Origin of the sequence: Actinomadura parmotrematis (assembly GCF_019458805.1) — a bacterium.
Classification (GTDB): Bacteria; Actinomycetota; Actinomycetes; order Streptosporangiales; family Streptosporangiaceae; genus Spirillospora; species Spirillospora parmotrematis.
The window spans coordinates 105,850-125,243 of sequence record NZ_JAIBOA010000001.1 but is presented as its reverse complement, the minus strand read 5'-3'; the positions used below and the strand labels follow the sequence as shown (position 1 = coordinate 125,243).

The window sequence follows — 19,394 nt, the reverse complement described above, 5'->3', positions numbered from 1 at the left end:
TCCCCGCCCGGCGGGTGCCGGGCGGGGACCGTCGCGGAGACCGGAGCCGAAGGTCAGGCGGGGGCCGCGTCCCCGTTGGCGATCTTCAGGGTCTGGTGGGTGGCGCCGTCCTTCAGCCAGTCCTTCCAGCTCTTCTGCCAGTAGCCCCAGCCGTTCTCGGGCTCCAGGTCGCGGCTCGTCCCGGTGATGATCACCGGGTCGCCGCGGTAGGCCAGGTTGTAGAACCAGCGGGCGTTGGACGGGCTGGCGTTCACGCAGCCGTGGCTGACGTTGCTGTTGCCCTGCGAGCCCACCGACCACGGCGCGCTGTGCACGTACTCGCCGCTGTTGGAGATGCGCACCGCCGAGTAGACGGTCTCGCGGTAGTAGCCGGGGCAGCCCGGACCGCAGCCGGTCGTCGCCGAGTCCATGATGACCGGGTTGGACTTCTCCATGGTCAGGTGGACGCCGTTGGTCGTCGTGTACTTGGTGCTGCCGCCCATGCCCATGCTGACCGGGATCGTGCGGGCCTTCCGGCCGTTGGTCCGCACCGTCATCATGTGGCTCTTGGCGCTGCCCTTGCTGATGTGGGAGTCGCCGATGCGGAAGTCCAGCGTGAAGTCCTTGCCCCAGGTGCCCTTGGCGGCGCGCACGCCGCTCAGGTGCGCGACGAGGTTCACCTTGGTGTGCGCCGGCCAGAACTTGCGGGTGCGGAACACCACGCTCTGGTCGCCGAACCAGCTCCAGGCGCCCTCCACCGGCTTGGTGGAGTGCAGCTCCATCGCCCTCTCCACCGCGGCCCGGTTGGTGACGGGCCGGTCGAAGCGCAGGATGATCGGCATGCCGACGCCGACGGTCTCCTTCGGGGAGGGCGCCTCGACGTTCGCGGCGACCGTCCGCTTGACCTTGGCGGTGCGGAACCTGCCGGTGACGGTCTCGGTGCGCCCGTCCCGGCCGAGGCCGGTCGCTGTCACCGTGTAGTCGGTGGCGGGGACGAGGCCCCAGCGCGACGTCCACCGGGTCCGCGCCTGGTCCAGGCCGCCCGCGACCGCGCTCCCCCTGGCCTGCACGGTGACGTTCTCCACGGTCCCGTTCTCGGCCTGCACGGTGATGGGGGTGTCGGGCGCGACCGCCCCGTCCTGCTGGAGCGGTTTCACGGTGAGCCGGACCGCGTCCTTGCCCGCGACCGCGTCGCTGTCCGAGCAGGCGGCCGCCCCCGCGGCCACTGTGGTGATGCCGACGAGGACGGCGATGGCCCGCCGGCCACGTCCCCGATTCTCTGCGCAGCCGACCAGCACCGTCATCCCCCTGGTAATCACTGTGTGCACCTGCACGCTCGCACCGCGTGCCCGCGAAGAATGGTGCCCATTATGAAGGGGGCCGGAGCGCGCGTTTCCGCGAAACTCCGGCCCCCTGGGGGTGTCTTTACCGATCAGTGGGAGAAGTGGCCTCGGTAGTACTCGAAGACCAGGCCGATGGACGCCATCAGCGTCCACGCGACTCCCAGCAGGAACAGCCACCAGCCGAAGACGGCGCCGAGCACCATGAACGCCGCGCCGATCGCGACGAACAGCGGCCACCAGCTGTGCGGGCTGAAGAAGCCCAGCTCGCCGGCGGCGTCGGCGATGTTCCCCTCGGGGTCGTCCTCGTAGAGCGGGCCGCCGTTCTGCCCCTCCAGCCGCCGGATCGTGAAGTGCACGTAGAAGCCGATCAGCCCGGCGAGGCCGACCGCGAGCGCGAGCGCCGTCGTGCCGGTCCAGTCGCCCGACCAGAGCCAGTACACGATGTCGGTGACGAGGAAGAACAGCGCGCACCCGTAGAACATGAACGCCTGAACGCGCATCGGGCTACTCTCCCTTCGTCCCGGCGAGCTCGCCCTTGGCACCCACGTGCGGGTGGTGCAGGTCGAACGCCGGCCGCTCGGAGCGGATCCTGGGAATGGAGTTGAAGTTGTGCCGCGGCGGCGGGCAGGACGTCGCCCACTCCAGCGAGTTGCCGTAGCCCCACGGGTCGTCGACGGTGACCCGCTTGCCCTTCTTCGCGGTGATGTACACGTTGTAGAAGAACGGCAGCATTGAGGCGCCGAGGATGAACGAGAAGATCGTCGAGAACTCGTTCAGGCCGGTGAACTCGCTGGCGTAGTCGGCGTAGCGGCGCGGCATGCCCTCGGCGCCGAGCCAGTGCTGCACGAGGAAGGTGCCGTGGAAGCCGACGAACAGCATCCAGAAGTGCACCTTGCCGAGCCGGTCGTTCAGCATCTTGCCGGTGAACTTGGGCCACCAGAAGTAGAAGCCGGCGAACATCGCGAACACCACGGTGCCGAACACCACGTAGTGGAAGTGCGCCACCACGAAGTAGGAGTCCGACAGCTGGAAGTCCATCGGCGGGCTCGCCAGGATGACGCCGGTCAGGCCGCCGAACAGGAACGTGACGAGGAAGCCGATCGACCAGAGCATCGGCGACTCGAAGGTGAGCTGCCCCCGCCAGATCGTGCCGACCCAGTTGAAGAACTTCACCCCGGTCGGTACCGCGATCAGGAACGTCATGAACGAGAAGAACGGCAGCAGCACCTGCCCGGTGACGAACATGTGGTGCGCCCACACCGTCACCGACAGGCCGGCGATCGCGATGGTCGCGAAGACCAGGCCGACGTAGCCGAAGACGGGCTTGCGCGCGAACACCGGCAGGATCTCGGTCACGATGCCGAAGAAGGGCAACGCGATGATGTACACCTCGGGATGCCCGAAGAACCAGAAGAGGTGCTGCCAGAGGAGCGCGCCGCCGTGCGAGGCGTCGAAGATGTGGGCGCCGAGCTTGCGGTCGGCCTCCAGCGCGAGCAGCGCGGCGGCGAGGACCGGGAACGCCAGCAGGACCAGGATCGAGGTCAGCAGGATGTTCCACACGAAGATCGGCATCCGGAACATCGTCATGCCGGGCGCGCGCATGCAGAGGATCGTGGTGATGAAGTTGACCGCGCCAAGGATCGTGCCGATGCCCGACAGGGACAGGCCGAGCACCCACATGTCGCCGCCGATGCCGGGCGAGCGCACGGCGTCCGACAGGGGCGAGTAGGCGAACCAGCCGAAGCTGGCCGCGCCGCCCGGGGTGAGGAACCCGCCGAGCGCGATCAGGCTGCCGAACAGGAAGAACCAGTAGGCCAGCATGTTCATGCGCGGGAACGCCACGTCGGGCGCGCCGATCTGCAGCGGCATGATGACGTTGGCGAAGCCGGCGAACAGCGGCGTCGCGAACATCAGCAGCATCACCGTGCCGTGCATGGTGAACAGCTGGTTGAACTGCTCGTTGCTGACGATCTGCAGGCCGGGCTTGAACAGCTCGGCGCGCATCACCAGCGCGAGCACACCGCCGATCATGAACATGACGAACGAGGTGATCAGGTACAGGTAGCCGATCACCTTGTGGTCGGTGGACGACATCCAGTTGGCGACGATGCGCCCCTTGCTCGTCCGCGGCGGGGCGATCGTCGCACCGGTCGCGTGGTGCTCTACGGCCGTCATTGCCGCACACCCCCTGCCGCCGCCTTGGCCTTGGCGTTGTCGATGAAGGTCTTGTACTGCTCGGGCGACACGACCTGGAGCTGGAACAGCATCCGGCTGTGGTCGACGCCGCAGAGCTCGGCGCACCGGCCCTCGTAGGTGCCGGTCTTGTTCGCCGTGAACTCGAACTCGTTGGTGTAGCCGGGCATGACGTCCTTCTTGTAGAGCAGCGCCGGCACCCAGAAGGAGTGGATGACGTCGTTGGAGTGCAGACGGATCCGCACCTTCTGCCCCTCGGGGATCGTCAGGACGGGCTTGGCCCCCGCGGGGGCGTTCGGCGCCACCGGCACACCGGTCACCGAGGCGACCGACTTGTCCTGGCCGCCGACCTTCTCCACGTAGTCGAAGCGCCAGGACCACTGGAAGGCGGTCACGTCGACGACGACGGCCGGGTCCTTGGACAGCTTCTCGACGTAGTTCTCGTCGCGCGCGGTGAAGTAGAACAGCACCGCGATGATGACGAACGGGACCGCCGTGTAGAGGATCTCGATCGGCATGTTGTAGCGCACCTGCGGCGGCAGGTCGTCGGAGCGCTTGCGGTGGAACAGCACCGCCCAGATGATCAGGCCCCAGACGACGGCTCCGACCGCGAAGGCCGCGATCCAGGAGCCCTGCCAGAGCTTCAGCATGCGCTCGGCCTGGTCGCTGATCGGTTCGGGCATGCCCAGGCGGGACGCCTCGCCGCTGCACGCGGTCGCGGTCATCGCCAAAAGGCCCAGCGCACCGGCGCTTCTCAATGCGCGGCGACTGCGCACTGGCGTACGCCGCTCCCTAGAGCGGGTCGGACTCACGGATTGCCTTCCCCACGGATGAGAGCCCAGGGAACTCCCGGGCGGTGAGATCAGTTGTCATATGTTCGCTGGACACATTAGCGCGAGGGTCGCGGGGACCCCCGCTCGGGTGCCGGTTAGTGTTCTGGCGTGGCTAATCGCAACGCCCCCGGCGGGCGCTTCCCCGCGGCCGGAGCGGATCCGCGGCCCGTCCGATGAGCGCCTACTTCGACGCCGCCTCGACCGAGCCGCTGCATCCGGCCGCCCGCGCCGAGCTGCTCGCGGCGCTCGACGGCGCGTGGGCCGACCCGGCGCGTCTGTACGGTGCCGCGCGCGCGGCGCGGATGCAACTCGACCGTGCGCGCGCGCGTGTCGCGGGGGTCCTCGGCGTCCGACCCGACGAGGTGGCGTTCACCTCCTCGGGCACGCAGGCGGTGCACCTGGCGGTGCTCGGCGGGGCGGCGGCGCGCCGCCGCGCCGGCCGGCACCTGGTGGTGAGCGCCGTCGAGCACTCCAGCGTGCTGCACGCGGCGGAGCTGCACGAGCGCGACGGCGGCGAGGTGACGGCGGTCGGGGTGGACGTGCACGGCCGCGTCGACCCGGCCGCGTTCGCCGCGGCGCTCCGCCCCGACACCGCGCTCGCCTGCCTCCAGTCGGCCAACCACGAGGTCGGCACCGTCCAGCCCGTCGCCGAGGTCGCCGAGGCGTGCCGGGCGGCGGGGGTGCCGCTGCTGGTGGACGCCGCGCAGTCGGCGGGCCGCGCGGACGTCCCGGCGGGCTGGTCGTTCCTCGCCGCGAGCGCGCACAAGTGGGGCGGGCCGCCCGGCGTCGGCGTGCTGGTGGTCCGCAAGGGGGTGCGGTGGCGGTCGCCGCTGCCCAAGGACGAGCGCGGCGGGCGCCGGGTGCCGGGGTTCGAGAACGTGCCGGGCGCCGTCGCCGCCGCGGCGGCGCTGGAGGCCCACCGGGCCGAGGCCGCCGACGACGGGCCGCGCCTCGCCGCGCTCGTGGACCGGATCCGTACGGAGGTGCCGCGCCTGGTCCCCGACGTGCAGGTGGTCGGCGACCCGGTGCGGCGGCTGCCGCACCTGGTGACGTTCTCCTGCCTGTACGTGGCGGGCGAGGCGCTGCTGGCCGAGCTGGACCGGCTCGGTTTCGCGGTTTCGTCGGGCAGCTCGTGCACGGCGGATACGCTGCGACCGAGCCATGTGCTGGAGGCGATGGGAGTGATCACCCATGGGAACGTGCGGGTGTCGCTGCCGCGTGGCACCGGCGCGGCCGATGTGGAACGCTTCCTGGAGGTGCTCCCGGACGCCGTGGCCCGGCTGCGCCGCTCGGCAGGGGTGACCGCGCCGTGACCAGCCCCGCCCGCCGGGCCGTGCCCACCACCGTGCCCACCACCGGGCCCACCACCGGGCCCACCACCGCGACCAGGACAGAGAGGCGGCCGCGCCGATGAGGTTCCGAGGCCGAACCCGCCGCGAGCCCGAGCCCGCCGCGGCGCCGGTCCCCCCGCAGCCGGGCGGCCCGCCGCCGGTGCTGGTGATCGACGCGCTCGGCCGCAAGTGCCCGATCCCGATCATCATGCTGGCCGAGCGGATCCGCGAGGTGCCGGTCGGCCAGATCGTGGCGGTCCTCGCCGACGACCCGGCCGCGCACACCGACGTCCCGGCCTGGTGCCGGATGAAGTCGCAGGAGTTCGTCTGGGAGGAGACCCTGGCCCGCGGCGGCTGGGGCTTCCACATCCGCCGCATGTACTGAAGGCGCGAGGGCCGCCCCCGGCGGCCGGGGACGGCCCTCGCCGCGCCGGACGGCCCGTCAGGCGGCCTTGACGTGCGGCTCGACCTCGTCGGCGGCGTCCTGCCCGTAGGAGTCGGCGAGGCGGGCGAGGAAGCCGGCCTTGGTGAAGGAGTACTCCTGGCCGCCCGGCGTCTCCAGGACGTGCGCGGCGATGAGGCAGCCGATCTGCGCGGCGCGCTCCAGCGGCAGGCCCCAGGCGACGCCGGACAGGAACCCGGCGCGGAAGGCGTCGCCGCCGCCGGTCGGGTCCACCACGTTGCCGACGGCGACGGCGGGCACGTGCACGCCCTCCTGGCCGGCGCGGTCGATGACGGCGCCCTTGGCGCCGAGGGTGGTGACGCGGACGCCGACGCGCGCCAGCACCTCGGCGTCGCTCCAGCCGGTCTTCTCCTCGGCGAGGGCCTTCTCGTACTCGTTGGTGAACAGGTAGGCGGCGCCGTCGACGAGGCGGCGCACCGCCGCGCCGTCCATGCGGGCGAGCTGCTGGGAGGGGTCGGCGGCGAACGGGATGCCGCGGGAGCGGCACTCGTCGCTGTGGCGCAGCATGGCGTCGGGGTCGTTCGGGCTGACCAGGACGAGGTCGAGGCCGCCGACGCGGGCGGCGACGGGGCCGAGCTCGATCTCGCGGGCCTCGCTCATCGCGCCGGTGTAGAAGGACGCGATCTGGTTCTGGTCCTGGTCGGTGGTGCAGAGGAAGCGCGCGGTGTGGTGCAGCTCGGACACGTGGACCGAGGCGGTGTCCACGCCGTGGCGCTCCAGCCAGGAGCGGTAGTCGTCGAAGTCGTCGCCGACCGAGCCGACCAGGAGGGAGGGCTGGCCGAGGCTGCCCATGCCGAAGCAGATGTTGGCGGCGACGCCGCCCCGGCGGATCTGCAGCTCGTCGACCAGGAACGACAGCGACACCTGGGCGAGCTGGTCGGGCATGAGCTGGTCGGTGAACCGTCCGGGGAAGGTCATCAGGTGGTCGGTGGCGATGGATCCGGTCACGGCGATGCGCACTGCGTCGCTCTCCTCGTGGTGGGTCGTCCGGTTTCTTTACCGGCTGTTCTCAACCCGGCGGGGGCGCGGGCCGACCCTCTAGTTTCCCACGGGACGCCGCCGCCCGGCGCGGACCGGTCGGCCCGGAACACCGGAACGGCCCGGTCCCCGCGGGGACCGGGCCGTTCCGGCATCGCTCGAAAGGCGGCGCGTGGGCCGCCGGAGCGCCAGGGCGTGTCTCAACGTCATCTGTCCTACTGCGCGACGGACGACGACGTCGAGACACGCCCTAGTTGAAGCTGTCGCCGCAGGCGCAGGAGCCGGAGGCGTTGGGGTTGTCGATCGTGAAGCCCTGCTTCTCGATCGTGTCGACGAAGTCGATGGTGGCGCCGGTCAGGTACGGGGCGCTCATGCGGTCGACCCGCACGCTGAGGCCGTCGAAGTCCTGGACCTGGTCGCCGTCCATCTCGCGCTCGTCGAAGAACAGCTGGTAGATCAGGCCGGAGCAGCCGCCGGGCTGCACCGCGACCCGCAGCGCGAGGTCGTCGCGGCCCTCCTGCTCCAGCAGGCCCCTGGCCTTCTCGGACGCCGCGTCGGTGAGGATGACGCCCTGCTGGGTGGTCTCCTGCGCGGTCTCGCCTGAAACCGTCATGTGTTCAGCTCCCGGGTCTCGCCAAACCGCCGGACGGCGGTGATCTGTCGCATGTCCTGGAGGACGTCGTACGCCTCTTCCGTTAGACAACGTACCTCGCGGCATTCCCATTCCGCTCACCGGTGAATTTTCGGCCGCGTCCCCCCGGCGCCGCGACCTGCGGCGTTCCCGCCGGGTCCGATGTGGTCTGGAGCACATCGCCCCGTCCATCCCGCTTGTTACGGACGTGTGTCATCATTAGTCGTCAAAGCGACGATAAGTCCGCGTCGCAGGAGGAGACACAGCCATGACCACTCCGGTGCGTGACCTGCCACTGCTGCTGCTGGGCGCCGGCTCCGACCCCCTCAGCGAGCGCGGGGTGGACTGCCCCGGCGACCTGCCCCCCGCCTCCGACCCCGCGCTGGTCGAGCGGGCCCGCGCCGCCAAGGCGGCCCTCGGCGACCGGGTGTTCGTGCTCGGGCACCACTACCAGCGCGACGAGGTCATCCAGTTCGCCGACGTCACCGGCGACTCCTTCAAGCTGGCCCAGCAGGCCGCCGCCCGCCCGGACGCGCCCTACATCGTGTTCTGCGGCGTGCACTTCATGGCCGAGTCCGCCGACATCCTCACCGCCCCGCACCAGCGGGTCGTCCTGCCCGACCTCGCGGCCGGCTGCTCCATGGCCGACATGGCCACCTTCGACCAGGTCGAGGAGTGCTGGGACGCCCTGGAGGAGGCCGGGATCGCGGGCGACGTCGTCCCGGTCACCTACATGAACTCCTCGGCCGACATCAAGGGGTTCGTCGGCCGCCGCGGCGGCGTGGTGTGCACCTCGTCCAACGCCAAGCGCGCCCTGGACTGGGCCTACGCGCAGGGCTCCAAGGTGCTGTTCCTGCCCGACCAGCACCTCGGCCGCAACACCGCCGTGCTGGAGATGGGCTTCGCGCTGGACGACTGCGTCGTCTACAACCCGCACCGCCCGAACGGCGGCCTCACCGACGAGCGGTTGCGGGACGCGCGGATGATCCTGTGGCAGGGCCACTGCTCGGTGCACGGCCGCTTCAGCAAGGCGTCGGTGGACGACGTGCGCGAGCGCGTCCCCGGCGTGACCGTCCTCGTGCACCCCGAGTGCCGGCACGAGGTCGTCACCGCGGCCGACATGGTCGGCTCGACCGAGTACATCATCAAGGCCCTGGACGCCGCACCGGCCGGCTCCTCGTGGGCGATCGGGACGGAGCTGAACCTCGTCAAGCGGCTCGCGGGCGCCCACCCGGACAAGAACGTCATGTTCCTCGACAAGGCCGTCTGCTTCTGCTCGACGATGAACCGCATCGACCTGCCGCACCTGGTGTGGGCGCTGGAGGAGCTCGTCGCCGGCCGCGTCCCGAACCCCGTCGAGGTCGACGCCGACACCGCCCGCCACGCCCGCGCCGCCCTCGAGCAGATGCTGGCGCTGCCGTAGCGCGGGCCGGCCGCCGCGGTCAGCCGCGGGCGTCCTCGCCGGCGGCGCGGGCGGCCGCGGCCGCGTCGGCGCGGGCGATCGGCCCGGCGGGCGGAGCGGCGACGAGGACGGCCGCGGCGACGGCGGCGGCCGCGAGCAGGAACGCGTACGGCGTGCCGCCCGGCCGGTCGACGACGAGGCCGGCGACCGCGCCGCCGGCCGCGTTGGCCGCCACGGGGACGGTCACCAGCCAGGTGCCGGCCTCGTTGCGCATGCCGGGCGGCACGATGCGGCCGGTGACGGCGGTGTAGACCGTCAGGGTGGGCGCGATGGCGACGCCGGCGACCGCGAGCGCGGCGCCGAGCGCCGCCGGGCCCGGCATGACCGCGAGGGCCGCCGTGGTCAGCGCGACCGCGCCGAGGAGCCGGGCGAGCTGGCGCGGGAGCGGCGCGCGCGGGCTCAGCAGGCCGTACCCGAGGCCGCCGAGCCCCGACCCGAGCCCCCACACGGCGAGCAGGACGCCGGCCAGGCCGCCGCCGTCCGCGTGCCGGCCGGCGTAGGCCGGCACGGCGACGCCGACCGTCCCGAACGCCAGGCCGAGGCAGCCCGCGCAGGCCAGGACGGCGACGAAGCCGGGCACCGCCAGCGCGCCCGCCCCCCGCGTCCCGGTCCCGGCCGGGGCCGCGCCCTGCCCGCGGATCGCGGACCCGCGGGCGAGCGCCAGCGTCCCGGCCAGGGTCGCCGCCGCGGATCCGGCGACGGCGGCGGCGGGCGAGGCGACCAGCACGACGATCGCGACCAGCAGCGGGCCCGCGACGAACACCAGCTCGAACAGCGAGGTCTCCACGGCCAGCGCGGCGGTGCGCAGGTGGGCCCGGCCGGTGCCGGCCTCGGTGAGGCCGATCCACGCGCCGCGGACCGCAGCGGTCAGCGGCGGGTAGGTCGCCCCGGCGAAGGCCGCCGCCGCCCAGATCGGCGGCATCGCGCCGCTGCCCGCGGCGGCGAGGAGCGCGACCAGCCCGAGCGGGTGGGCGACGGCGCACGCGACGAGGACGGGCGCGGACCCGAACCTGTCGGCCCAGCGCCCGGCGGCGGGACTGACCAGGGCGCCCGCGAGCGCGTAGGCGCCGGCGGCGACGCCCGCCGGGGTGTAGCGGCCGGTGGCCTGCTCCACCAGGAGCAGCAGGGCGAGGGGCGTCACGCCCAGGCCGAGGCGGGCGAGGACGCCCGCCACCAGCAGCAGCGGCGCCCCCGGCATCCGCCACACCGCCACGTAGTGCCGCAAGGTGATCCCCTCCGCGCGCCGCCCGCCGAGCCCACCGGTGATCAACCGCGGTGGCGGCGGCCGTGTTCCGGGATCGGCGCGCGAAAAGGGGGTCAGGCGAGGGCGTAGACGACGGTGGCGGTGACGCGCTGGACGCCCTCGCCGGGGCTGAGGTGGCCGCCGGCGGCGGCGATGGAGTCCTTGGCGTACAGGTGCGCCGGGATGGCGTCCACGGTGCTGAGCCGCATCGACAGCACCCGCCCGAGGGCGCGTCCGGCGTGCTCGGCGGCCCGCGCGGCGCGGTCGCGGGCGTCCTCGATCGCCAGGCGCTCGGCCTCGGCCTGCTCGGCGCGGGTGTCCTCCTTGTCGAAGGTCGCACCGTGCAGGCGGACGTCGGGGCCGGCGTCCAGGACGGCGCTCAGGGTGCGGTCGGCGTGCGGCAGGTCGCGGACGGTCGCGTCGACCGCCTCGCTCCCCCGGTACCCGACGACCTTCCCGGCGCGGTCGGGGTCGTACTCGGGCTCCACCGACAGCTCGGCGGTGCGGACGTCGGCGCCGGCGACCCCGGACGCGGTGAGCACCCGCACGAGCGCGGCGGCGGCCCGCGCGGCGCGGCGGTAGGCGTCGGCCGGGGCGGCGCCGCGCACCTCGACGCCGGTCCGCACGTACAGGACGTCGGGGCGGACCGGGACGCGGCCCTGCCCGGCGACCTCGATCCGGTCCTCGCGGGCGGCGGCCCCGGCGGCGGGGGCCGGGGCGGCGGCCAGGCAGAGGGCCGCGGCGGCGGCCGCCGCCGCCCGGGTGATCATCGTGGTGCTCATGGCGGCATTGCACCACCGGGCCCGCGGCGCGGGCGGGCCCGCCGGGGCAAGACCCGGTCAAGATCAGAAGGCGGCGTGCGCCAGCCAGCGGTCCACCAGGGCGCGGTCGCCCTCGACGGCGGCGCCGTCGGCGGGGTCGCGCCGCCTCCAGAGCAGCAGGTACAGGTCGGAGGCGGCGGCGCGGATCTCGGCGTCGGCCGAGCCGTCCGCACCGTCCGCACCGTCCGCGCGCTCCCAGGTGAAGCCCTCCGGGCGCAGCCGGATCGTCCAGCGGGCGCCCGCGTCGGCGGCGGTGAGGGCGATCGTCCCGCCGTCCCCGCCCAGCTCCTTGATCGCGGGCGCGAACGCGGCGGCGGCCGGGAGGTTGGCGAGCAGCTCGCTGACGCCGTCCACCGCGACGGCGGTGTCGACGACGGGGCGCGCGCCGGCGGCGAGCTCGGCGTCCGCGCGGTGCACGGCGGTCTCGTGCAGCATGCGGCGCGCCCACCAGGCCGCGTCGCCGCCGCTCCCCCACGTCCAGACGGGCGTCTCCGGCGGCGTGCCGCGCAGGGTGTCCAGCAGGGCGACGCCGCCCTCGTCGTACCAGGGGAACAGCGCGGCGTCGTCGTCGGGGAAGGTGACGCCGAGCGCGCGGCGGCCGGTGGCGCGGTCCGCGCGGGTGGCGACGAGGCCGCCCGCCCAGCGGTGCGTCCCGCCGAGGTGGCGGACGAGGGCCGCGACGTCCCAGCCGGGGGTCGTCGGCACGGGGGCGGCGGGGTCCGCGCCGCGGGCGGCGGCGCCGAACGCGGCGATCTCGGCGGCGGTGGCGGCGCAGTACCGGGCGTGGTCCCACGTGGCGTCGGGCGGGAGGGCTTCGCTCATGCGGCGAGCCTGCCACACCGCTCCCGTCAGGACAGGCCCGGCGCGTCCCAGAGCGGGAACCGGCGGCCCGGGTCGGGCTCCAGGGGCAGGACGCCGCCCGGGCCCTCGCCGAGCGCGCCGGCGGCGAGCGCCTCCAGGCCGGCGTCGCGGCGGCGGCCGTCCAGCGGCGCGAACAGGTAGAAGGTGCCGCGGCGGCGCGCGTGCACGAGGGCGAGGCGCCGCCCGCGGCGGCCGAACCAGACGACGGTGCAGAACAGGAACGGCCCGAACCCGGCCTCCTGCATGACGGCGTTGACCAGGTGCAGGTCGCCGGGCAGCTCGCCGAGGCTGCCGGGGGCGCGGGTGACGCGGAGCCAGGCCCAGCCGTGCGGGTCGTCGGAGACGGCGACGCCGGGGGCGTTGCCGGACGTCAGCAGCTTCAGCATGTCGCGGCGGGCCCGGTCGAACGCGCCGAACGGGCCGCCCTCGACGATCCGGTGGCCGACGGCGCCGACGCCCGTCGGGGTGAACCCGGTGGCGGCCTCCAGCGGCGGCCCCGCGTCGGGGATCGCGAACAGGCGGTCGAGCGTCGGCGGCCCGGGGCGGCGCCCGGCGCGGCGGCTCATGCCCCCGCTGCCAGCCGGCGGGCGACCGTCAGGAGCCGGGCGCGGCGGTCGGCGACCGGCGGGTGGCTCGCGGTGAGGGCGGCCGGCACCACGCAGAGGGTGCTGACGGGCCGCAGCGTGCGGCGCCCGGCCGGCCCGGCGCCCGGCCCGGCTCCGGCTTTCCCGCCCGGCCGGGCGCTGATCTTGGCGAGGGCCTCGGCGAGGTCGCCCGGCCGCCCGGTGAGCAGCGTGCCCGCCTCGTCGGCGCGCAGCTCCCGGCGGCGCGACAGGGCCATGGCGGCGAGCGTCCCCGCCCCGTACAGCAGGGCCGCGACGGCCGCGAGCGGCGCCAGCAGGACGGCCGCGAGGGCGCCGAGCGGGCCGCCCCGCCAGAGCAGCGCCCAGCCGTCCAGGACGAGGCCCGCGCAGAGCGTCGGGAACGCGGCGACGCAGCCGGCCAGCACGTCCCGGCCGGCGACGTGCGCCATCTCGTGGCCGAGGACCGCGGCGAGCTCGGCGGGCCCGAGCCGCTCCCGCAGGCCCTCGGTCACGCAGACGACGGCGGAGCCGGGCCCCGAGCCCGCCGCGAACGCGTTCGGCTCCCGCGCCGCCGACACCGCGACGCGCGGCTTCGGCAGGCCGCTGGACAGGCAGAGCCGCTCGACGACGGCGTGCAGCTCGGGCTCCTCGTCCGCGCCGACGGGCCGGGCGCCGGCCGCCCAGAGCACCCACCGGTCCATGGTGCGGCAGAGCACGGCGGCGGCGGCGAGCAGCGCGGCCACCGCGGCGAGGCCCCACCAGGGGCCGAGCAGGAAGGCGGGCGCGACCGTCGCCGCGTACACGAGCAGGACGGGCGCGAGCGCGGCCGCCGTCCGGCGCGCCGTCGCCGGTTCGGGTGCGAGGTGCGGAGCCGCCATCTGGATCCCCTGCCGCCGGTGTGGTCACGACGGTAGGACGTTCCGCGCGGCCGTTCGGTGTCCTATGACACAGAGCGGCCGCGCGTCGGCGGTTCCGGTGGTCCCGGCTCAGAGGCCGGGCGCGCCCCAGACGGGGAACCAGCGGGACAGGTCGTCCTCGAAGGGCAGGTCGGCGCCGACGGCGCCCTTGACCTGGATCTCCAGGGCGTTGTCGCGCTTGTCGCCGGGCAGCGGCGCGAACGGGTAGAAGGTGCCGCGCTTGTACAGGTAGACGAGCGCGAGCCGCTGCCGCTCGGGGCCGGTGAAGCTGACCAGCGAGCAGAGCAGGTGCGGCCCGAACCCGCCGCCCTCCAGCGTCGAGTTCACCGCGTGCAGGTCGGTGACGAGCCCGGGAACGTCCTGCGGATCGTGCTGGGCGAGCAGCCAGGTGTAGCCGTAGGAGTCCTGGCTGATCTCGACCTGGGGGCCCCGGTCGGCGTCCAGGAGCTCCTGGACGTCCTGCTGGAGGCGGGCGAACGCCCCGCCCTCGGCGGCGCGGAAGCACACCGACCCGAGGCCCGTCGGGGTGAAGCCGGCGGCGGCCTCCAGCGTGAGCGCGGCGGTGGACAGCGCGAACAGCCGGTCCAGGTCGGGCGGCGCCGGCTTGGACCGGCCGAGCAGGGTGTCCAGGAACCCCATCGTCACTCCCCTCGGCCGAGCTGGGCGGAGATCTTCTGCAGCTGCGCCAGCCGCTTGTCCAGCGACGGGTGCGTGGAGAACAGGTTGGAGACGCTGAACCCCTTGGTGAACGCCGGGGCGAAGAAGAAGGCGTTGAACGGCTCGGCCGAGCGCAGGTCCCGGCTCGGGATCCGGGCGATCTCGCCCGAGACCTTGGTGAGCGCGCTCGCCAGCGCCGACGGGCGGCCGGTCAGCAGCGCCGCGGCGCGGTCGGCCGACAGCTCCCGGTACCGCGACAGGGCGCGGGTCAGCAGGAAGCTGATCGCGTAGGCGACGGCGCTGACCGCGACCACCGCGAGCAGGATCAGCCCGGTGTTCTGGTCGTTGGAGTCGCGCCGGTTGAAGCCGCCCCACAGGCCCCACTCCAGCCCGAAGCGGGTGATGAGGCCGGCGCAGACGCCGAGGAACGAGGCGATCGTCATGACCGCGACGTCCTTGTGCGCGACGTGCGCCATCTCGTGCGCGAGGACGCCCTCCAGCTCGACCGGGTCGAGGCGGCGGAGCAGCCCGGTCGTCACGCAGACGACGGCCTTCTTCTGGTTGCGGCCGGTCGCGAACGCGTTCGGCACGTCGGTGTCGGCGATCGCGACGCGCGGCTTCGGCGCGTCCGACAGCGCGATGATGCGGTCGATGACGCCGTGCAGCTCGGGCGCCTCCTCGGCGGAGACCTCCCGGCCGTGCATGGCGAACAGCGTGAGGCGGTCGCTGAAGAAGTACTGCGCGAGCAGGAACACCACGGCGACCGCGAGCGCGACCCCGCCCCACTTCGGCGCGATCACGAAGAACGCGCCGACGAAGACGACGTACACCAGCCCCAGCAGGAACATCGTCAGCAGCATGCGCGATGTCAGCCCGCGATCCGACGCGTAGCGCGTCCGGGCCATGTCGAACCCCCTGTCCCCAACCCTGAGTGAATCCACCCACTAGAACGATCTAGGCGGGGTGTTTGTGCCCGGGACGCAGGTGGCGGGCGGTGTCCCCGCCCGCTCCCCCCGCGCCGTCGCGCCCGGTCGCGCCCGTGCGTCCCCCCGCTAGTCGGGGATGAGCCCCTCGTCGCCGAGCATGTTCTTGACCTCGTCGATGTCCGCGTCCACCGGCGGCAGGATCAGCTCCGACGGCACGAGGCTGTCGGGCGCCACCGGCTTGCCGACCCGGCGGACGTCCTCCAGCAGCCCGTGCAGGGCGGCGCGGAAGGCGGTCTCGTCGCCGGTGCCGATCGCCGACTCCAGCTCGTCGTCGAGGGTGTTGAGGGCGTTCAGGTCGTCGTCGGCGACGTCGTACTGGCCCTCCCCCATGATCCGGACGATCACTGGTGGCCTCCGGGCTGCTGCGGCCACTGGGCCTGCTGGGGGGCCTGCTGCGGAGCGCCGTGGTGCTGGCCGCCCTGCTGGCCGGGGTTCAGCTCCTTGGGGGCGCCGCCCTGGCCGAGCTCGGCCTTCAGCCGCTCCAGCTCCAGGTCGACGCCGGGACCCGAGCCCATGCGGTCGAGCTCGGCCTGGATGTCGTCCTTCGGGCCGGAGAAGTCCTCCAGGGCGCCGGACGCGAGGAGCTCGTCGATCGCCCCCGCGCGGGCCTTCATGTTCTCGGTCTTCTCCTCGGCGCGCTGGATCGCCAGGCCGACGTCGCCCATCTCCTCGGAGATGCCGCTGAACGCCTCGTTGATCTTGGTCTGCGCCTCGGCGGCCGTGTAGGTCGCCTTGATGGTCTCCTTGCGGGTGCGGAAGGAGTCGACCTTGGCCTGCAGCCGCTGCGAGGCCAGGGTGAGCTTCTCCTCCTCGCCCTGGAGCTGCTGGTACTGCGCGCGCAGGTCGTTCAGCTGGGAGTCCAGGCCCGAGCGGCGGGTCAGCGCCTCGCGGGCGAGGTCCTCGCGGCCGACCTGGAGCGCCTTCTTGCCCTGCTCGGTCAGCTTGTTCTGCTGGCCCTCCAGCTGGTTGATCTGCAGCTCGAGGCGCTTGCGCGAGGTCGCGACGTCCGCGACGCCCCGCCGGACCTTCTGCAGCATCTCCAGCTGGCGCTGGTAGGAGTAGTCCAGGGTCTCGCGAGGGTCCTCCATGCGGTCCAGGGCCTTGTTCGCCTTGGACTTGAAGACCATCGACATTCGCTTCATCACGCTCATCGCGCCGGCGCCGGTCCCTTCGTGTGCTGTCGCTCAGTCGCAAACTGGGCTCAATGACCACTGCTGGGGTTCTTATCACCCTACGCGGTAACGCGCGACGGCGGCGAGATGTTGCCGGCAGGCTGTTGCACCCCGCGCGAACCCCGGTGGAGACGTCCCATTCTGTCAGTGGGACGCGCCCTCGCCCGGTCCCCGTTCCCCCTCCTTCGCGGACCTTTCCGTCCTCGCAGGTCAGCGGCGTGAGATCGTCCTACCCATCCCGGCGCGTTCCCTCACCCCCGCACCGCGCCGGGCCGCGCTAGCGTGCGGGGATGCCGTCCCGCACCGAGATCGACGGGCGTCCCCCGGACGCCGCGGACCTGCTCGTGCCCGCGCAGGTCAACCACGGCCACCTCACCGTCATGCAGGTGCGCGGCGGCGCCGCCCGCGGCCTCGGCCTGCACCTGGAGCGGCTCGACGCCGCCAACCGGGAGCTGTACGGCGAGGGCCTGGACGGCGGCCTCGTCCGCGACCGGATCCGGCACGCCCTGGACGGCGCGGCGGACGCGTCCGTCCGCCTGGTCGCCTTCCGCGACGGCGACCGGGTGCGGATCATGGTGGCGGTGTCGGCGCCGCGCGGCGCCGTTCCCGGCCCCGTCGCGCTGCGCACCGCCGCCTACCGGCGGCCGTTCCCGCACATCAAGCACGTCGGCGCGTTCGGGCAGCTCCGGCACCGGGAGCTGGCCGCCCGCGACGGGTTCGACGACGTCCTGCTGGTCGACCATGCCGGGGTCGTCGCCGAGACGGGCATCGCCAACCTGCTCTGCCACGACGGCACCGGGTTCGTCTGGCCGGACGCGCCCGCGCTCGCCGGCGTCACCATGCGGGCCCTGGACCGGGCGGGCCTCGGCGCCGCCCGCCGCCGCGTGCACCGCGACGACCTGCCCGGCTGCGCCGCCGTCTTCGTCACCAACTCCGGCGGCGTCACCCCCGTCGGCCGCCTGGACGACCTGGCGATCCCGCAGGACGGCGCTCTCACCCGCGATCTGCTGGCCCGCTACGAGGCCGTCCCCTGGGAGGCCCTCTGAGGGCCTTCGCTTCGGGGCGGTGGCCGCGATCTGGGCGGGGGGTAGGCTGAACGCGTGTTTCGACGTAACGCCGAGGACGCCCCCGCGGCTCCCGAACCGGTGGCCAAGCCCGGAGGCAAGGGGCGTCCGACGCCCAAGCGCAGCGAGGCCGAGAAGCGGCGCCGCAAGCCGATCACGGCTCCGGCCAGCCGCAAGGAGGCCTACGCGCGCATGCGCGAGCGGCAGGCGTCCGACCGCGTCAAGGTGCGCGAGGGCATGGCGCGCGGCGACGACAAGTACCTGCTGAAGCGGGACAAGGGCCCGGTGAAGCGGCTCGCCCGCGACTTCGTCGACTCGCGGCGCACGCTCAGCTCCTACCTGATGATCGTGCTGTTCGTGGTGATCGTGCTGTCGGTGACGCCGCTGCCGCCCGCGGTGCAGTTCCTGTTCACCCTGCTGCCGATGATCATGCTGGTGGTCGTGGTGGTGGAGGGCTTCTGGATCAGCCGGCGGGTGGGCCGCCTGGCCGCCGAGCGCTACCCCGACGAGGACCGGAAGGGCGCCGGCTTCTACGCGGCGATGCGCGCCGCGCAGATCCGCCGGCTGCGCCAGCCCGCCCCGCAGGTCAAGGTCGGCGACAAGGTCGGCGGCGCCGCCGCCTGAGCGGCCGCCCGGGGGCGGGCGGCGGGACGCCGGGGCGTCCCGCCCGCACCCGCCCGCGCGCTCACTGCGGGTCGTCCAGGCTCATCGGGTAGACGGTGCGCTCACCGTCGACGAGCACGACCTGCGCGATGCCCTCGGCGCGCAGCGCGCGCCAGTTCTCGCCCAGCCACGACTCCGCGTCCGCCTGGGTGGAGAACGACTCCTCGGACATGCCGGCCTCCTGGCCGCCGTCCTTTTCCAAACGCCAGATCCACGCCATGGTCCGCCCTCCTTGTCGCGGTGAGACTAGCCGGTGGCGGGTTCCCTCACCCCGCCGACTCGATCGCGGCGCGCAGCGCGTCCGCCGAGGACGTCCGGTCCGACGTCAGCCACGTCCCGTCGAGCCGCACCGACGGGGTGCCCTGGAGGCCGGACGCGACGTAGCCGCGGCTCACGTCCAGCACCGACCGCGCGTACCGCTGCGAGGTGACGCACGTGCGGAAGTCGGCGCCGGTGATGCCGAGCGGCGCCGCGTAGGACACCAGGTCCTCGACCCGGAAGCCGGGCGTGTCCAGCGTCGCGGGCTGGTGGGCGTACAGGGCGTCCTGGTAGGCGAGCCAGCGGGCGCCGTCGCCGAGGCAGCGCTGCGCGGCCGCCGCGCGGACCGAGTTGTCGTAGGCGGGCCGCTGGGAGGTCCCGAACACCACCATCGGGCGGAAGACGACCTTGGCGCGGCCCGCGACCGCCAGCTCCTTGAGCATCGGGTCGTGCATCTTGTCGAAGGTCCCGCAGTGGTCGCAGGCGAAGTCCTCGAAGATCTCCACGAGCGGGCGCTCGACGCCGGGGCGGGCCATCGCGAGGCTGCCGTCGCTGCCGGGCACGGCCTGCGCGCCGCCCGCGATCTCGCCGGTGCGCAGCTCCACGGCGGCGCCTCCCCCGCCGCCGCCGCCGTCGTCGTCGTTCTTGGTGAGCGCGACGATCCCGATGACGGCGACGGCCAGCACCACGACGCCGGCCGCGATCAGGCCGATGACCAGGCCGGGGCCTCGCTTGCGCGGCGGGACCGGGGGCGGCCCGTAGGGGCCGCCGGGCATGCCCGGGGGCGGTCCGGCGGGCGGGCCGCCGGGGTTCCAGGGGGTGCCCGGCGGCGGCCCGTAGCCACCGGGAGGCTGCTGACCGGGCCATGAGGGGTTGCCCACGTCCACTCCTCTTCGTGCGATCCCTGCGAACGTACCGCCCTGCCTGGTGAAGTGGACGTTCGCGGGCGTCCTAG

The 19,394-nt window shown here is 73.8% G+C and carries 22 protein-coding genes; 5 read left to right on the top strand and 17 right to left on the bottom strand.

Features of this window, described 5'->3' with window-relative positions; all coding sequences use genetic code 11:
• Window positions 1-53 precede the first annotated feature (53 nt).
• The 4 genes from K1Y72_RS00580 to ctaC form a co-directional block, all read right to left on the bottom strand.
• On the bottom strand, window positions 54-1,298 hold the full coding sequence (locus tag K1Y72_RS00580) for a L,D-transpeptidase (RefSeq protein ID WP_308286823.1): 1,245 nt from the start codon (window positions 1,296-1,298) through the stop codon (window positions 54-56).
• A 113-nt stretch (window positions 1,299-1,411) separates the two neighbouring features.
• Window positions 1,412-1,822 (bottom strand): cytochrome c oxidase subunit 4, encoded by a 411-nt coding sequence (locus K1Y72_RS00575; protein WP_220162134.1) that lies wholly within the window; start codon window positions 1,820-1,822, stop codon window positions 1,412-1,414.
• Between the two features lie 4 nt (window positions 1,823-1,826).
• A complete protein-coding gene (ctaD, locus tag K1Y72_RS00570; protein WP_220162133.1) occupies window positions 1,827-3,497 on the bottom strand; it encodes an aa3-type cytochrome oxidase subunit I in 1,671 nt (556 codons plus the stop codon).
• Window positions 3,494-4,291 (bottom strand): aa3-type cytochrome oxidase subunit II, encoded by a 798-nt coding sequence (gene ctaC, locus K1Y72_RS00565; protein ID WP_220162132.1) that lies wholly within the window; start codon window positions 4,289-4,291, stop codon window positions 3,494-3,496. Before ctaC ends, ctaD begins: the two co-directional genes overlap by 4 nt.
• 230 nt (window positions 4,292-4,521) lie before the next feature.
• On the opposite strand from ctaC, the gene K1Y72_RS00560 reads away from it, so the two are divergent.
• Window positions 4,522-5,661 carry a cysteine desulfurase family protein gene (locus K1Y72_RS00560; RefSeq protein WP_220162131.1) on the top strand — a complete coding sequence of 380 codons (1,140 nt, stop codon included), beginning with the start codon at window positions 4,522-4,524 and terminating at the stop codon, window positions 5,659-5,661.
• 178 nt (window positions 5,662-5,839) lie between these two features.
• Window positions 5,840-6,064 carry a sulfurtransferase TusA family protein gene (locus K1Y72_RS00555; protein WP_372452816.1) on the top strand — a complete coding sequence of 75 codons (225 nt, stop codon included), beginning with the start codon at window positions 5,840-5,842 and terminating at the stop codon, window positions 6,062-6,064.
• 57 nt (window positions 6,065-6,121) lie between these two features.
• Here K1Y72_RS00555 and K1Y72_RS00550 read toward each other — a convergent pair whose 3' ends face one another.
• Both K1Y72_RS00550 and K1Y72_RS00545 read right to left on the bottom strand, forming a co-directional pair.
• The gene (locus K1Y72_RS00550) at window positions 6,122-7,102 is read right to left on the bottom strand and encodes a carbohydrate kinase family protein (RefSeq protein ID WP_220162129.1); all 981 of its coding nucleotides are present in this window, start codon (window positions 7,100-7,102) and stop codon (window positions 6,122-6,124) included.
• 268 nt (window positions 7,103-7,370) lie between these two features.
• On the bottom strand, window positions 7,371-7,733 hold the full coding sequence (locus tag K1Y72_RS00545; RefSeq protein ID WP_220162128.1) for a HesB/IscA family protein: 363 nt from the start codon (window positions 7,731-7,733) through the stop codon (window positions 7,371-7,373).
• Window positions 7,734-8,019: 286 nt separating this feature from the next.
• Here K1Y72_RS00545 and nadA point away from each other — a divergent pair, with 286 nt between their 5' ends.
• Window positions 8,020-9,174 carry a quinolinate synthase NadA gene (nadA, locus tag K1Y72_RS00540; RefSeq protein WP_220162126.1) on the top strand — a complete coding sequence of 385 codons (1,155 nt, stop codon included), beginning with the start codon at window positions 8,020-8,022 and terminating at the stop codon, window positions 9,172-9,174.
• 19 nt (window positions 9,175-9,193) lie between these two features.
• Here the strand turns inward: nadA and K1Y72_RS00535 are convergent, their stop codons facing one another.
• From K1Y72_RS00535 to K1Y72_RS00495, 9 genes are all read right to left on the bottom strand, one after another.
• A complete protein-coding gene (locus K1Y72_RS00535) occupies window positions 9,194-10,438 on the bottom strand; it encodes an MFS transporter (RefSeq protein WP_220162124.1) in 1,245 nt (414 codons plus the stop codon).
• A gap of 92 nt (window positions 10,439-10,530) precedes the next feature.
• The gene (locus K1Y72_RS00530) at window positions 10,531-11,238 is read right to left on the bottom strand and encodes an SIMPL domain-containing protein (protein ID WP_220162122.1); all 708 of its coding nucleotides are present in this window, start codon (window positions 11,236-11,238) and stop codon (window positions 10,531-10,533) included.
• Window positions 11,239-11,301: 63 nt separating this feature from the next.
• Window positions 11,302-12,099 (bottom strand): maleylpyruvate isomerase N-terminal domain-containing protein, encoded by a 798-nt coding sequence (locus tag K1Y72_RS00525; RefSeq protein ID WP_220162120.1) that lies wholly within the window; start codon window positions 12,097-12,099, stop codon window positions 11,302-11,304.
• A gap of 26 nt (window positions 12,100-12,125) precedes the next feature.
• Window positions 12,126-12,704: a PspA-associated protein PspAB gene (gene pspAB, locus K1Y72_RS00520; protein ID WP_220162118.1), complete on the bottom strand. Its 579-nt coding sequence runs from the start codon at window positions 12,702-12,704 to the stop codon at window positions 12,126-12,128.
• Window positions 12,701-13,600, bottom strand: a complete 900-nt coding sequence (locus K1Y72_RS00515; RefSeq protein ID WP_220162117.1) for a M48 family metalloprotease — start codon at window positions 13,598-13,600, stop codon at window positions 12,701-12,703. Before K1Y72_RS00515 ends, pspAB (K1Y72_RS00520) begins: the two co-directional genes overlap by 4 nt.
• A 108-nt stretch (window positions 13,601-13,708) precedes the next feature.
• Window positions 13,709-14,278, bottom strand: coding sequence for a PspA-associated protein PspAB (pspAB, locus tag K1Y72_RS00510; RefSeq protein ID WP_220162116.1), 570 nt, complete (start codon window positions 14,276-14,278; stop codon window positions 13,709-13,711).
• Between the two features lie 2 nt (window positions 14,279-14,280).
• Entirely contained in the window at window positions 14,281-15,201 is a 921-nt protein-coding gene (gene htpX, locus K1Y72_RS00505; RefSeq protein ID WP_220162115.1) for a zinc metalloprotease HtpX, read from the bottom strand.
• A 147-nt stretch (window positions 15,202-15,348) separates the two neighbouring features.
• Window positions 15,349-15,627, bottom strand: coding sequence for a PspA-associated protein PspAA (pspAA, locus tag K1Y72_RS00500; RefSeq protein WP_220162114.1), 279 nt, complete (start codon window positions 15,625-15,627; stop codon window positions 15,349-15,351).
• Window positions 15,624-16,433 (bottom strand): PspA/IM30 family protein, encoded by an 810-nt coding sequence (locus K1Y72_RS00495; protein WP_220162113.1) that lies wholly within the window; start codon window positions 16,431-16,433, stop codon window positions 15,624-15,626. The genes pspAA and K1Y72_RS00495 overlap by 4 nt, the downstream gene beginning before the upstream one ends.
• Window positions 16,434-16,744: 311 nt before the next feature.
• Between K1Y72_RS00495 and K1Y72_RS00490 the strand changes: the two genes are divergently transcribed.
• Entirely contained in the window at window positions 16,745-17,500 is a 756-nt protein-coding gene (locus tag K1Y72_RS00490; RefSeq protein WP_220162112.1) for an aminotransferase class IV, read from the top strand.
• A gap of 54 nt (window positions 17,501-17,554) precedes the next feature.
• On the top strand, window positions 17,555-18,142 hold the full coding sequence (locus K1Y72_RS00485) for a DUF3043 domain-containing protein (protein WP_220162111.1): 588 nt from the start codon (window positions 17,555-17,557) through the stop codon (window positions 18,140-18,142).
• 61 nt (window positions 18,143-18,203) lie between these two features.
• Here K1Y72_RS00485 and K1Y72_RS00480 read toward each other — a convergent pair whose 3' ends face one another.
• Entirely contained in the window at window positions 18,204-18,401 is a 198-nt protein-coding gene (locus tag K1Y72_RS00480) for a hypothetical protein (protein WP_220162109.1), read from the bottom strand.
• 46 nt (window positions 18,402-18,447) lie between these two features.
• Window positions 18,448-19,320 carry a DsbA family protein gene (locus K1Y72_RS36940; protein WP_220162107.1) on the bottom strand — a complete coding sequence of 291 codons (873 nt, stop codon included), beginning with the start codon at window positions 19,318-19,320 and terminating at the stop codon, window positions 18,448-18,450.
• Between the last annotated feature and the right edge of the window lie 74 nt (window positions 19,321-19,394).

Bases quoted from the DNA above. Each gene is read 5' to 3' on its own strand.
- K1Y72_RS00480 (WP_220162109.1), bottom strand. From the start codon at position 18,401: ATGGCGTGGATCTGGCGTTTGGAAAAGGACGGCGGCCAGGAGGCCGGC.
- K1Y72_RS00575 (WP_220162134.1), bottom strand. From the start codon at position 1,822: ATGCGCGTTCAGGCGTTCATGTTCTACGGGTGCGCGCTGTTCTTCCTC.
- K1Y72_RS00560 (WP_220162131.1), top strand. From the start codon at position 4,522: ATGAGCGCCTACTTCGACGCCGCCTCGACCGAGCCGCTGCATCCGGCC.
- ctaD (WP_220162133.1), bottom strand. From the start codon at position 3,497: ATGACGGCCGTAGAGCACCACGCGACCGGTGCGACGATCGCCCCGCCG.
- K1Y72_RS00545 (WP_220162128.1), bottom strand. From the start codon at position 7,733: ATGACGGTTTCAGGCGAGACCGCGCAGGAGACCACCCAGCAGGGCGTC.
- K1Y72_RS00525 (WP_220162120.1), bottom strand. From the start codon at position 12,099: ATGAGCGAAGCCCTCCCGCCCGACGCCACGTGGGACCACGCCCGGTAC.
- pspAB (WP_220162116.1), bottom strand. From the start codon at position 14,278: ATGGGGTTCCTGGACACCCTGCTCGGCCGGTCCAAGCCGGCGCCGCCC.
- pspAB (WP_220162118.1), bottom strand. From the start codon at position 12,704: ATGAGCCGCCGCGCCGGGCGCCGCCCCGGGCCGCCGACGCTCGACCGC.
- K1Y72_RS00530 (WP_220162122.1), bottom strand. From the start codon at position 11,238: ATGAGCACCACGATGATCACCCGGGCGGCGGCGGCCGCCGCCGCGGCC.
- K1Y72_RS00490 (WP_220162112.1), top strand. From the start codon at position 16,745: ATGCCGTCCCGCACCGAGATCGACGGGCGTCCCCCGGACGCCGCGGAC.
- K1Y72_RS00495 (WP_220162113.1), bottom strand. From the start codon at position 16,433: ATGAGCGTGATGAAGCGAATGTCGATGGTCTTCAAGTCCAAGGCGAAC.
- K1Y72_RS00515 (WP_220162117.1), bottom strand. From the start codon at position 13,600: ATGGCGGCTCCGCACCTCGCACCCGAACCGGCGACGGCGCGCCGGACG.
- htpX (WP_220162115.1), bottom strand. From the start codon at position 15,201: ATGGCCCGGACGCGCTACGCGTCGGATCGCGGGCTGACATCGCGCATG.
- nadA (WP_220162126.1), top strand. From the start codon at position 8,020: ATGACCACTCCGGTGCGTGACCTGCCACTGCTGCTGCTGGGCGCCGGC.